Consider the following 12,766-nt stretch of genomic DNA (forward strand, 5'->3'; position numbering starts at 1 on the left):
CAGGTCCCGATGTGACACCGGGACCTGCATCTCAACTTAAATGTCTTTGATCAATTCGATTTCGCCTTGCGGGCCTCGACGATCGACACATAGGCGTCATGTGTGATCGGGTCGAAGCCCAGGCTTTCGCCCGCGGCCACGCCATAGGCGCAGTCGGGGTCGGTTTCATACAGGTTGTCGACCAGCGCGGTCATCTTGGCCTTGACCTCTTCGGGCAGGTCCTTGCGCAGGACGACGGGGCCTTCCGGGATCGGCTTCGACCGCCAGATTTCCACCAGATCGTTCATGTCGACCAGGCCCGCGTCCACGGCCTTGCGCAGCGCGCCCGAGTTGTAGCCGTCTTCCCAGTTGCCCTGGCCGTCGGCCCAGGTCACGCCGCCGTCGATGTCGCCGTTGGCGACTGCCACGATGGTCTGCTCGTGACCGCCGGTGAACTTGACCTCACCGAAATAGTCGCCCGACTCCATCGTGATCTCATCGCCTTCCTGCGGGATCTCGATGGAGGGGATCAGGTAGCCGGAGGTGGAGTTGGGATCGCCGAAGCCGAAGACCTTGCCCTGCATGTCTTCCAGCGAGGCGATGCCGCTGTCCTTGCGGGCAAAACCGATGGAATGGTAGCCGTAGGAGCCGTCGAGGTTGATCTTGACCAGCACCGGCTCGACCGCTTCGGGGTCCTGGATATAGACCGCGGCGTAGCCCGAAGCGCCCATCCAGGCCATGTCCAGCGTCCCGCCCAGCAGGCCCTGGATCACGCCGTTGTAGTCGGCGGGGGCGAAAAGCTTGGTTTCGACGCCCAGTTCCTCGGTCGTGTAGTCGGCCAGGCACTGGTAGCTGTTCAGCCGGTCCTGGGCGTTCTCGCCGCCGAGGATGCCGATGCGGAATTCGTCGATCCCGTTGGTCTGGGCGAGGGCGCCCGTGCTGAGGGCCGTGGTGGCGAGCGCCGCTGCGAAAAGCTTGTTCATGTGTTGTCTCCGGTTGGTTGGATGTTCCGCCCGGTCCTGCCGGTGCGGCTTGGGCATTCAGGCAAGCGCATGGTCGAGGGTCTCGATCGAGGTCGACGTGGCGGCTTCTGAAAAGGAGGCGTCGGCGCCGTAGATTTCGCGCGCCATCGCGGTGGTCAGTTGTTCGGGCAGGCCGTCGAACACGATCTTGCCATCCCGCATCCCCACCACGCGGTCGCAGTAGCGGCGCGCGGTATCCAGGGTGTGCAGGTTGGCGATGATCGTGCGCCCGTCTTCTTCGTGGATGCGGCGCAGGCTTTGCATGACGACCTGTGCGTTCATCGGGTCGAGCGATGCGATGGGCTCGTCCGCGAGGATGATCCGGGGGTCCTGCATCAGCGCACGGGCAATCGCCACGCGCTGTTGCTGCCCGCCCGACAGCGCCTCGGCCCGCTTGGTGGCATGTTCCGCAATGCCGAGGCGGTCGAGAATGTCGATTGCACGGTGCACATCGCTGGTGGGGTAGATGCTGAACATGCTGGCGAGTGTCGAGCGGCGGTTGAGCGTGCCGTGCAGCACGTTCGACACCACGTCCATACGCGGCACCAGGTTGAACTGCTGGAAGATCATGGCGCAGCGGGACTGCCAGTCGCGCCGGGCCTTGCCGGTGAGCGCGGTGATGTCGCGGCCTTCGAAGTTGATTTCGCCGGATGTCGCGTCAGTTAGGCGGTTCAGCATCCGCAGCAACGTGGATTTGCCCGCACCGGACCGGCCAATGATGCCGATCATGGCCGGACGGTCGATATCGAGGTTCGCGGACTTCACCGCGACATTCGGACCATAGGCTTTGGTCAGGTCGGTCAGTTTCAGCATGGTGCCCCCAATGTTTGAGGCACCATCTGTCAGCGGGGGCTTGCACATCTGTGTCGGTTTGGTGAAACTTTTGTAACGACCCGGAAAGCACGGATTTTGCGGCAGCGCCTGCGCGGTTTCACAAGGCCGGGTGCTGGACTCTTGGCGCTGTTAGCGCTAACGATGTTGCGAGCCATCAGGTGGCCCGATCCGGGTTGCCACGATCCGAATCGATGGAGGACCCCATGCTGAACCAGACCGTCGCCCGCGTCACCGACCGCATTGTCGCCCGCAGCGCCAAAGGGCGCGAGGCCTATCTCGACCGGATGGCGAAGGCTGCGCAGGACGGGCCGGCGCGTGCGCATCTGTCGTGCAGCGGTCAGGCCCACGCCTATGCCGCCGCAGGGCCGGATCAGGATGCGCTCGCCACGCAATCCGCAGGCAATATCGGTATCGTCACCGCCTACAACGACATGCTGTCGGCGCATCAGCCGTTCGAACGGTTTCCCGATCTGATCCGTGCCGCCGCCCGGGCGGCCGGGGGTACGGCGCAGGTCGCGGGCGGGGTGCCCGCCATGTGCGACGGGGTGACACAGGGCACACCGGGGATGGAACTGAGCCTGTTCTCGCGCGATGTGATCGCGCTGGCCGCGGGTGTGGCGCTCAGCCACAATACATTCGACAGCACCGTCTATCTCGGCGTCTGCGACAAGATCGTGCCGGGGCTGGTGATCGCGGCGCAGGTGTTTGGCCATCTGCCGGCGGTCTTTTTGCCCGCGGGGCCGATGACCTCGGGCATTTCCAACGATGAAAAGGCCACCGTGCGCCAGAAATTCGCCGCCGGGGAGGTGGACCGCGCGGCGCTGATGCAGGCGGAAATGGCGGCCTATCACGGGCCGGGCACCTGCACCTTCTACGGCACCGCGAACACCAACCAGATGCTGATGGAGTTCATGGGGCTGCACCTGCCGGGGTCCAGCTTCGTCAATCCCAACACGCCGCTGCGCGATGCGCTGACGGATGCGGGGGCGCGGCGGGCCCTGTCGATCAGCCATCTGGGCAACGAATATATCCCGACCAGTCAGGTGCTGGACGAGAAAGCCTTTGTAAACGGCATTGTGGGGCTGCATGCCACCGGCGGCTCCACCAATCTGCTGATCCATCTGGTCGCGATGGCGCGGGCCGGGGGGATCATTCTGGACTGGCAGGACTTTTCGGACCTTGCCGATGTGACCCCGCTGCTGGCGCGGGTCTATCCCAACGGTCTGGCCGACGTGAACCACTTTCACGCGGCGGGCGGCCTGGGCTTCATGATGGGGCAACTTCTGTCGGCGGGTCTGCTGCACGAGGACGTGACCACGATCATGGGCCAGGGACTGAGCCTTTATACCCGTGAGCCGCGGCTGAAGGACGGCGAGCTTGTTTGGGAGGACGGCGCGGGCGAAAGCCAGAACGACCGCATCCTGCGTCCGGTCAGCGATCCTTTCCAGCCGACCGGGGGGCTGCAGCGGATGGACGGGTCGCTGGGGGCCGCCGTGTGCAAGGTCTCTGCGGTGAAGCCGGAACACCACGTGATCGAAGCCCCGGTGCGGGTGTTCCATGACCAGGATTCGGTCAAGGCGGCCTACCAGGCCGGGGAGTTCGAGGAGGACGTGATCGTCGTGGTCCGCTTCCAGGGACCCAAGGCCAACGGGATGCCGGAACTGCACAGCCTGACACCGGTGCTGGCGAACCTGCAGGCGCGCGGCCTGAAGGTGGCGCTGGTGACGGACGGGCGCATGTCCGGTGCGTCCGGCAAAGTCCTGAGCGCGATCCACGTTTGCCCCGAGGCGGTCGACGGCGGTGCCATCGCCAAGCTTCAAGACGGCGATATCCTGCGCGTCGACGCCGCGGAAGGCCGGATCGACATCGTGACCGAGGGGGTGCTGGAACGTGATTGCGTGACCGCGGACCTTGCCGCCAACGGCTATGGGCAGGGCCGCGAGCTGTTCAATCACTTCAGGACGCTGGTCGGCGCGGCCGATACCGGCGCCAGCAGCATCTAGGATCGGAGAGACGCCATGACCCCAGCCGAAAGCAGCCGCGCGGCCCGTGACCTGTGCCGGATGGCCCCCATCATTCCCGTTCTCGTGGTGGAGGATGTGGCCCACGCCCGCCCCTTGGCCGAGGCGCTGGTGGAGGGGGGGCTGCCCGTGCTGGAAGTGACCCTGCGGACCGAGGCCGCGCTGGCGGCCATTGCCGAGATGGCCAAGGTCGACGGCGGCGTCGTGGGCGCGGGCACTTTGATCACCGCGCAGGATGTGGCCGATGCGGTCCGGGCCGGTGCCCGCTTTGGCGTCTCGCCCGGCGCGACCGACGCGTTGCTGGCGGCGACGGAGGCGGCTGACCTGCCGATGCTGCCGGGCGCGGCGACCGCGAGCGAGGCCATGCACCTGCTGGCCCGTGGCTATGACATGCTGAAGTTCTTTCCCGCCGAGGCGGCGGGCGGAGCCGCGCTGCTGAAATCCCTCGGTGGTCCGCTGCCGCAGATTTCCTTCTGCCCTACCGGCGGTGTGAGCCCGTCGAACGCGGCGCACTACCTGCGCCTGCCGAATGTCGTCTGTGCCGGGGGCAGTTGGGTCGCGCCTGCCGATCTGGTCCGCGCCGGAGACTGGCGCGCGATCACCGAGCTTACCCGCGAGGCGGCGGCCCTGGCCTGAAACCCGCGGGGTCGCGTTATGCGCAGGTCGCGCGGCGACAGACCGGTCGCCGGAGTATTTGGGGCATAAAGAAGCGAAAGCAGCGTGGTTTCCGCTGGTCCGCCCGGCTATGAAGGCGGCGGACCAGCCGGAGGACGACATGAAGAAACTACTGATCACGCGGCCTTTGCCGGACAAGGTGGTGGCAGAGGCGCAGCGGCATTTCGAGGTGGAGGTGCGGCCGGAAACCCTGCCGTTGTCGACAGAAGAGAAGGCCCGTGCGCTGGCGGAGTTCGATGCCGTGTTGCCGACGCTGGGAGATCGTTTCGACGCGTCGTTCTTCGAGGCGCCTCCGCGCTGTCAGATTCTCGCCAATTTCGGCGTCGGCTACAACCACATCGACGCCGAGGCGGCCCGCGCTGCAGGGGTCGCGGTCAGCAATACCCCCGGCGCGGTCACGGACGCGACCGCGGACATTGCCATCACGCTGATGTTGATGACATGCCGCCGCGCGGGCGAGGGGGAGCGGATGGTGCGCGGTGGCCGTTGGCCGGGCTGGCACCCCACGCAGCTACTGGGGCTTCACGTGACCGGCAAGACGCTTGGCGTCGTCGGCATGGGGCGGATTGGCAAGGCCATTGCGCAGCGTGCCGCGCTGGGGTTCGGGATGAAGGTGGTCTTCTTTAACCGTTCGCCGGTGACGGACCTGCCATTCGAGGCAGCGCAATTGGACAGGCTGGAAGATGTGCTGGGCGCGGCCGATGTGGTCGTCCTTGCCGTGCCCGCGACGCCGCAGACGCATCACCTGATCGACGCGGCGGCGCTGGGCGCGATGCGGCAGCACGCCTTTGTGGTCAACATCTCCCGGGGCGACGTGGTGGACGAGGCGGCGCTGATCGACGCGCTGCGACAGGGCCGCATTGCGGGCGCGGGGCTGGACGTCTACGAGTTCGAGCCAGACGTGCCGCGCGCCCTGCGCGAGATGGAGAACGTGACGCTGTTGCCGCACCTCGGGACCTCGACACTGGAGGTGCGGGAGGACATGGGCATGATGGCGGTCGCGAACCTGGTTGCCTTTTTCAAGGACGGCAGGCCGCTGAACCCGGTTTAGGGCGCGACCGAGAACCCGCCTCCGGCGCAGCGCCGATTGTTTTCGCTGTGGGTGTTCGGTGGCCGCCGCGTGCTATTCCGCCGCTTGCCTTTCCACCCTCGCCCCGTCGGGGATGGTAGGTGCGGCGCTGTTCAACGCCTCGATGGCAAAGCCCGCGGCGGCCTTGTACTTGGCCATGAACTCTGCCCGTTCCATTGGCGGGATCACCTCGTCGATGTCGTCGAAGTTGCCGCCGCAGCGGTCGTTTACCATATTCAGCAGGCCAAAGGGCCCGGCGCCCCGGTTGCGCAGGATCAGGGCCGAGATCGGCGCGCAGAGCTTTGCGTCGAAAGCCGCCAGCGCCGCGGGTGTGACGCCATGAGAGAGGAAGGCCGCGCCCAGCTCGCGCGCGTCCACGATGGCCTGGCTCGCCCCGTTCGAGCCGGTCGGATACATCGCGTGGGCCGCGTCGCCCATCAGGGCCACGGGGCCGTCGGCCCAGGTGTCCACCGGATCTCGGTCGATCATCGGGTTCTCGTAGGCCACCTGCGCCCCGCGCAGCAGGGCCGGCACGTCGAGCCAGTCATAAACCCAGTCGTCGAAGTGATGTGCGAAATCCTCGATCTTCACCTGTCGGAACCAGCCGACGCCGTCGCGCGCCGCAGGATCGTCCATGGTGACTTCCGCGATCCAGTTGACCTGCGCCAGCCCGGTGTCGGGGTCGGGCGGCGAGATCGGGTAAATCACCATCCGCTGGCGATGGGTGCCCAGCCCGATGAAGGACGCGCCGGTGCGCACGGGTTTGACCATGCTGGTGCCGCGCCACATCACCGCGCCGCCCCAGTGGATCGGCGGCTGATCGGGATGCATCTGTGCGCGGACCCGCGAATGGATCCCGTCCGCGCCGATCAGCAGCGCGCCGCCCTCCTGCCGCTCCGCCCCGTCCGCATCGGTGATCAGCGCCGTCACGCCACCGGTTTCGTTTTTCTGATAACCTGTCACGCGGCTGCCCAGCCGGATCGCGTCCTCACCGGCGCGGTCCAGCAGCACCTGCGCCAGCAGCATCTGCAACTGGCCCCGGTGCATGGCGTATTGCGGCCAGTTGTATCCCGCCTCCAGCCCCCGTGGCTCAGCATAGATTTCCTGGCCCTGCTGGCCCACCAACGCCCATTCCCGGGCGGGCACACCGGCCTTGTCCAGGTCCGCCGCGGTGATCCCCATCTCGAACAATTCGCGGACCGCGTTGGGTTGCAGATTGATGCCCACCCCGAGGGGCCGCAGCGCGCCCACGGATTCGAAGATCGTGAAGGGGACACCGATCTGGTGCAGCGTCAGCCCAAGGGCAAGGCCGCCGATGCCGCCCCCGGCAATCATCACTCTGTTCTCGGTCATGGTCCCTCGGTTCGTCCGTCTGGCTGCTTGGGTCCTTATAGGCAGGTTTGCCCGCAGGGTCAGCCCCGTTCGAAGGTGACTTTGCCGTCGCAGATCGTCAGCTCCGCCCGTGCCCGGGTGATGTCGGCGGGGGCGAGGGCGGTCAGATCGTGGCTCATCACCGCCACATCCGCCATCATGCCCACCTTGAGCTGGCCCTTGCGGTCCTCGTTGAACTCCACCCAGGCGTTGTCGCGCGTATAGCTTGCCAGCGTGTCCTGCAGGCTTTGCGTCTGGTCTGGCCAGTCCGGACCCAGATCGAGCGGCGCGATCGCAGCCTTGATGTTGGGCATCACGTCCACCGGTATGACCGGCCAGTCGGTCGAGAACACAACCCGCGCACCGGTGTCGCGGATGTCCTGCCACGCATAGGCCCCGGCGATCTGGTCGGCGTGCAGGTAGTCGCCAACCGCGCCGGGCGGAAAGAAGTGGCCGCGCGGGGCGTGGGCCGGCTGGATCGAGGCGACGATGCCCAGTTCCGCCAACCGAGGGATGTCATCGCTGTGCATGACTTCAAGGTGTTCGATCCGGTGGCGGCTGTCGCGTCTGCCATTGGCGGCCTGCGCGGCGGCGTAGGCGTCAATGGTGCGACGCACGCCTGCGTCGCCGATGGCGTGAACCGCGATCTGCATCCCGTGGCGGTCCGCCTCTTGCGCGGCGGCGACAAAGTGGTCCTGGGTAAAGACCTCGTCGCCCGTGTTGTCATCCTTGCCCAGCGCGCCGGGGTAGGGGCGCATCATGAGCGCGGTGCCGCTTTCGATCACGCCGTCGATGAACATCTTCATATGGCCGCACCAGACCTTGTCGCCGGTGAAGCGTTCGTACATGGGCACGCCTTCATCCGCGATCCGGTCGATCGGGTCGGTGCCCTTGAAATGGAAAGGCACCATGCAGCGGCAAAGCAGACGGCCCTCGGCCTCAAGTTCCGTCAGCAACTCCAGCTGATAGAGATTGCCGTCCATCAGGTGCAACCCGGTGATGCCCTGCGCCGCGCAATGGGCCAGCCCCTTTGCGATGGCGTCCTTGTCCATCGCGCGCTGTTCGGCTGTCGGGGCCGGGACCGGATCCTTGCCGGTGGTCAGGCCCAACATATCGCGCCCCCCGTGGCGGGTCAGGGCGAGGATCGGGCTATAGGCGCCTGGCTCCAGCAGTTCGCCGCTGGCAAGGCCGTCGTCGCCCATCACGATTTCCGAACCCGCGTCGACCTCGCCCCCCTGCAGCAGGCCCGCGGCCTCGAGCGCGGCGGTATTCGCCCAGACGGTGTGGTGATCGGCGGCGAACATCGCCAGCGGGCGGTCCGGCAGGATCTGGTCCAGGTCGTGCCGGGTCAGGTTTCGTCCGGTGCCGAGGATGCCGTAGTTCGCCCCTACGCAGAACACCAGCTCGGTCTCGGGGATGTCGGCGGCGTAGGGGCGTATCACCGCGGTCATTTCCTCCAGCCCCTGCACCGTATGAAGGTTGAGGCTGGTCAGTTCCACCGACCCGCCGAAGAGGTGGACATGACTGTCGATCAGCCCCGGCAGCACCGTGCCGCCTGCCGCGTCGATCAGGCGGGTGCCGTCACCGGCCAGCGCCATCACTTCAGTATCGGAGCCTACGGCAGTCAGCGTCCCGCCCGTGATCGCAAGCGCCTGTGCTTCTGGCTGATCGGGGTCGAAGGTCATCAGCTTGCCGTTGTGGACGATGGTGTCGGGGGTCATTCAATAGCTCCGTGAAGGGGGGGCCGATTTCTTGCAAGAAATCGGGTCGGAATTTTTGAGAAATTCCGGGGCGCGTGACGGCAGCCGGGGGCGTGTCCCGGCTGCCGACGGTCTTACTTCTGGAGTTCGGTCCAGATCGCCGTGTAGATCTTGGTCGCTTCCGGCGGGCAGGTCTTGGCCACATAGGCCGCGCCCTTCAGGTCTTCGGGCACGACGATCTCGGGGGCAGACTTCATATCCTCCGGCATGAACTCCTCCGAGCCCTTGATGCCGTTGGCGTAGCGCGCGAATTCCGACAGCATCGCGGCGTTCTCGGGCGCCATGATGAAGTTGAGGAACGTCTTGGCTTCTTCCACGTTCTGCGCGTCCGCGAGGATGGCGGCGTTATCCATCCAGACGGGATAGCCTTCCTGCGGATAGCCGAAGGCGATGTCCTCGTTCAGATTGCGCGAGCGGAACGATGCCCCGTTCCAGTTCACACCGGCGGAAACATCGCCCTTGGCGAATTTCTCGATCATGCCGTAATCCATCGACAGCCAGTTCTTCTTGGCCTCGACCATTGTGTCGCGGACCTTTTTCAGGACTTCCTTGTCCGCGGTGCATTGTTCGCCGCCGACATAGTGGATCGCCATGCCCATGACGTCATTCATTTCGGGCACCACGTTGATCTTGCCCTTCAGCTCTTCTGGCGGGTCAAAGATCACGGCAGCGGTGTTGATGTCGCCGTCATAGACGGCGGTGTTCACGGTCACACCAACGGTGCCCCACTGCCAGGGCACGGTATAGTTGCGGCCCGGATCGAATTCCACGTCGACCCACTGCGGGTCCATGTGCTTGAAATTCTCCATCTCGTTGGGCTTGCTTTCCATCAGCAGCCCTTCCTGGATGAAGATCGGCACATAGGTGCCCGAGGGGACCACGATGTCAAATCCGTGACCGCCGGCCTTGATCTTGGCCAGCGCGGTGTCGTTGCTGTCGTAGTCGGTAACGGTGACTTTGATCCCGGTCTCTTCCTCGAACTTGTCGATCATTTCGGGGCTGGTGTAGTTGCCCCAGTTGTAGATGTTCAGCTCGCCTTCGGCGAAGGCGGGTGTGGCCAGCACCAGTGTCAGGGCCGTAAATGTCCGTTTCATGGTTTTGCTCCCGTTGGCTTAGTTCTTGATTTTGCTCAGCACGGTGAACGCGATGACAAATGTCACCGAGATGCCGAGCAGCACGGTCGAGATCGCGTTGATCTCTGGCGTGACCACCCGCCGCAACTGGCCGAGCATATAGGTAGGCAGCGTATCCTGCCCTGCGGATTTAACAAACTCCGTGATCACCACATCGTCCAGCGAAATCACGAAGGCAAGCATCGCGCCAGCCAGGATTCCCGGCCAGAGCTGCGGCAGGGTGATCCGGCGAAACACCTGAAAGGGGGGCGCGTAAAGGTCGGCGGCGGCTTGCTCAAGGCTGAGGTCCATCCCCTGCAACCGCGCCCGGATGGGCAGGTAGGCGAAAGGAATGCAGAATGCCGAATGCGCGACGATCAGATAGGCAAGGCCGGTGTACCCGGTGGCGACCTTGATCATCGCAAAGAAGATCAGCAGGGCAACGGCAGTCACGATCTCGGGCACCATCAACGGCTGATTGATCATGGCAAAGACCGCCGCCTGTCCCCGGAACTTGCGGGTGCGGGTGGTGGCCAGCGCCGCCAGCACGGCACAGAAGGTCGAAATGCCCGACGCCCAGAGCGCGATGACCAGGCTGCGTATCGTCGCCTCCTGCACCTGTTCGTTTTCCCAGGCGGACTGATACCAGCGCCAGGAAAACCCCTCCCATATGGCGATGGAGGATCCTGCGTTGAAAGAATAGATGACCAGCAGGATGATCGGCATGTAAAGCAGCACGAAACAGACCATCGCGATGGTCGTGAACCCGGTCTGTCGGCTGATGTTGAACTGCTTAGACACGGTGCGGCTCCTGGTTTCCGGCAGCGCGGACGTAAGCGAGCAGGGCGACCATGACGATCGCCAGCAGCGTGATCGACAGCGCCGCACCCAGCGGCCAGTTGCGGCCCTGGCCGAACTGCAGCTCGATCAGGTTGCCGATCATCAGCTGGTTGCCGCCCCCCATGACGCGCGGTGTCACATAGGCGCCCAGGGAGGGCACGAAGACCAGGATGGACCCTGCGATAACCCCCGGCTTGACCAGCGGCAGGATCACCCGGCGCAGCACCTGAAGACGGGTGGCGTAAAGGTCGTATCCCGCCTCGACAAGGCTGAAATCCAGCCGTTCCATCGACGCATAAAGCGGTAGCACCATCAGCGGCAGGTAGACATAGACCATGCCCAGCAGGATCGAGAATTCGGTGAACAGCATCTGGATCGGTGCGTCGATGACCCCGATCCACAGCAGCAAGGTGTTCACGGTGCCTTCGGCGCGGATCAGCTCGACAATCGCAAATGTGCGGATCAGCAGGTTGGTCCAGAACGGAATGATGATCAGCAGCATCCACAGATCACGCTGCTTTTTCGGTCGGGTCGCGATGAAATAGGCGGTGGGAAAGCCGAAGAACAGGCAAAGCACCGTGGTCATCAGCGACAGCTTGACCGAGCGCCAGAAGATGCTCAGATGCGCGTCCGACCAGGCCAGCGTGTCATCGAAGATGTCACGCTCCATGAAGACGTTGAACCACGCCTGCCATGACCCCTGCCATTCGACACCGCCGTAATCTCCGGGGGTGAGGAACGAATAGAACAACGTGATCAGCAGCGGCCCGGCGGCGGCGAAGACCAGGATGAAAAGCGCAGGCGCCAGCAGCAGCCAGCGGCGGCGGCTGGCCCGTGCATCTGCGGTCGAGGACATGTCGGCCATCAGGTCAATCCCTCAGAACCTGGCCGATACCCGGCGCGAACTGCACGCCCACGCGGTCGCCGGTATTGAACTGCGCGGCTGCATCGGGCCGGTTCTGCTGGCGCACCACGAAAGCGGTGCCGTCCGCCATCGCCACATGGTAATGCGTGTCGGTGCCGAAGTAGACGACCTGCTCCAGCGTGCCTGACAGCAGACCGTCGGTCTCCGGCACGATGCTGGCGTGTTCAGGCCGCACGGCCAGGGTCACTTTGCCCTTGCCCTCGCCGCTCTTGGCCGCGCGTGCCGCGATCTGCGTGCCCGACGACAGCCGCACCGTCGCGGTGTCGCCGCTGATGTCCGTCACCTCCGCCGGGAGGAAATTGGTATCCCCGATAAAGTCGGCGACAAAGCGTTCCGCCGGCTGGTCGTAGATCTGGCGCGGGTTGCCGATCTGCCGGATCTCGCCGGCGCTCATCACCGCGATCCTGTCCGACATGGTCAGCGCCTCTTCCTGATCGTGCGTGACAAAAACAAAGGTGATGCCGGTTTCGGTCTGAAGGCGCTTCAGTTCCAGCTGCATGTCCTTGCGCAGCTTGAAATCCAGCGCGCTCAGCGGTTCATCCAGCAGCAGCACCCGCGGTTTCGGCGCCAGCGCCCGCGCCAGCGCAACGCGCTGCTGCTGGCCACCGGAGATCTGGCCGGTCTGGCGGTCCGCCATTTCGGTCATCTTTACCAGGGCCATCATCTCGTCCACCGTCTTTTTGATCTCGGCCTTGGGCTTGCCCAGCATTTCCAACCCGAAGCCGATGTTCTGTGCGACCGTCAGGTGCGGGAACAGCGCGTAGCTCTGGAACACGGTATTCACGGGACGTTTGTGGGGCGGCAGGTCCAGCAGGTTCTGCCCGTGCATGGTCAGCGCGCCCGCGGTGGGATGTTCGAACCCCGCGATCATGCGCAGCAGGGTCGTCTTGCCGCAGCCCGAGGGGCCGAGAAGCGTGAAGAACTCGTTGTCACTGATGTCGATGCTGGCGTCGGCCAGTGCCACCACGGGCGGTTGACCGGGATAGACCTTGCGCAGATTGCGGATACTGATGGCTGTCGCCACTTTGAGCATTCCCCCATTTTGGTCGTCTCATGGTCGCCCAGCAGGGGGGCAAATACCATGAAGTTGAATGATTGCGGCATTCTTGGGGTGAAAAAATACCCCCACAGGGGTAGTCATTGATTAGTTTTTGGTCT

The 12,766-nt window shown here is 64.8% G+C and carries 11 protein-coding genes; 3 read left to right on the top strand and 8 right to left on the bottom strand.

Annotated features, from left to right (window positions below; all coding sequences use genetic code 11):
- Positions 1–50: 50 nt before the first annotated feature.
- A complete protein-coding gene (phnD, locus tag FIU94_RS08330) occupies positions 51–962 on the bottom strand; it encodes a phosphonate ABC transporter substrate-binding protein (RefSeq protein ID WP_152465358.1) in 912 nt (303 codons plus the stop codon).
- A gap of 57 nt (positions 963–1,019) precedes the next feature.
- Positions 1,020–1,814 carry a phosphonate ABC transporter ATP-binding protein gene (gene phnC, locus FIU94_RS08335; protein WP_152465359.1) on the bottom strand — a complete coding sequence of 265 codons (795 nt, stop codon included), beginning with the start codon at positions 1,812–1,814 and terminating at the stop codon, positions 1,020–1,022.
- 224 nt (positions 1,815–2,038) lie between these two features.
- On the opposite strand from phnC, the gene edd reads away from it, so the two are divergent.
- The 3 genes from edd to FIU94_RS08350 all read left to right on the top strand — a co-directional run bounded on the left by edd (position 2,039) and on the right by FIU94_RS08350 (position 5,582).
- Entirely contained in the window at positions 2,039–3,838 is a 1,800-nt protein-coding gene (edd, locus tag FIU94_RS08340) for a phosphogluconate dehydratase (RefSeq protein WP_152465360.1), read from the top strand.
- A 15-nt stretch (positions 3,839–3,853) separates the two neighbouring features.
- Positions 3,854–4,492: a bifunctional 4-hydroxy-2-oxoglutarate aldolase/2-dehydro-3-deoxy-phosphogluconate aldolase gene (gene eda / locus FIU94_RS08345; protein WP_152465361.1), complete on the top strand. Its 639-nt coding sequence runs from the start codon at positions 3,854–3,856 to the stop codon at positions 4,490–4,492.
- Positions 4,493–4,631: 139 nt separating this feature from the next.
- A complete protein-coding gene (locus FIU94_RS08350) occupies positions 4,632–5,582 on the top strand; it encodes a D-glycerate dehydrogenase (protein ID WP_152465362.1) in 951 nt (316 codons plus the stop codon).
- A gap of 72 nt (positions 5,583–5,654) precedes the next feature.
- On the opposite strand, the gene FIU94_RS08355 is transcribed toward FIU94_RS08350, so the two are convergent.
- The 6 genes from FIU94_RS08355 to FIU94_RS08380 all read right to left on the bottom strand — a co-directional run bounded on the left by FIU94_RS08355 (position 5,655) and on the right by FIU94_RS08380 (position 12,614).
- Positions 5,655–6,953 carry a flavin-dependent oxidoreductase gene (locus FIU94_RS08355; RefSeq protein WP_152465363.1) on the bottom strand — a complete coding sequence of 433 codons (1,299 nt, stop codon included), beginning with the start codon at positions 6,951–6,953 and terminating at the stop codon, positions 5,655–5,657.
- A 59-nt stretch (positions 6,954–7,012) separates the two neighbouring features.
- A complete protein-coding gene (locus FIU94_RS08360) occupies positions 7,013–8,692 on the bottom strand; it encodes an amidohydrolase (RefSeq protein WP_152465364.1) in 1,680 nt (559 codons plus the stop codon).
- Positions 8,693–8,805: 113 nt separating this feature from the next.
- Positions 8,806–9,825, bottom strand: a complete 1,020-nt coding sequence (locus FIU94_RS08365) for an extracellular solute-binding protein (protein ID WP_152465365.1) — start codon at positions 9,823–9,825, stop codon at positions 8,806–8,808.
- Between the two features lie 18 nt (positions 9,826–9,843).
- Positions 9,844–10,644, bottom strand: coding sequence for an ABC transporter permease (locus FIU94_RS08370; RefSeq protein WP_152465366.1), 801 nt, complete (start codon positions 10,642–10,644; stop codon positions 9,844–9,846).
- Positions 10,637–11,548 carry an ABC transporter permease gene (locus FIU94_RS08375; RefSeq protein WP_152465367.1) on the bottom strand — a complete coding sequence of 304 codons (912 nt, stop codon included), beginning with the start codon at positions 11,546–11,548 and terminating at the stop codon, positions 10,637–10,639. The genes FIU94_RS08370 and FIU94_RS08375 overlap by 8 nt, the downstream gene beginning before the upstream one ends.
- A gap of 4 nt (positions 11,549–11,552) precedes the next feature.
- Positions 11,553–12,614 carry an ABC transporter ATP-binding protein gene (locus FIU94_RS08380; protein WP_254702654.1) on the bottom strand — a complete coding sequence of 354 codons (1,062 nt, stop codon included), beginning with the start codon at positions 12,612–12,614 and terminating at the stop codon, positions 11,553–11,555.
- Positions 12,615–12,766: the final 152 nt, after the last annotated feature.

The organism is Sulfitobacter sp. THAF37, from assembly GCF_009363555.1.
Lineage (GTDB): Bacteria > Pseudomonadota > Alphaproteobacteria > Rhodobacterales > Rhodobacteraceae > Sulfitobacter.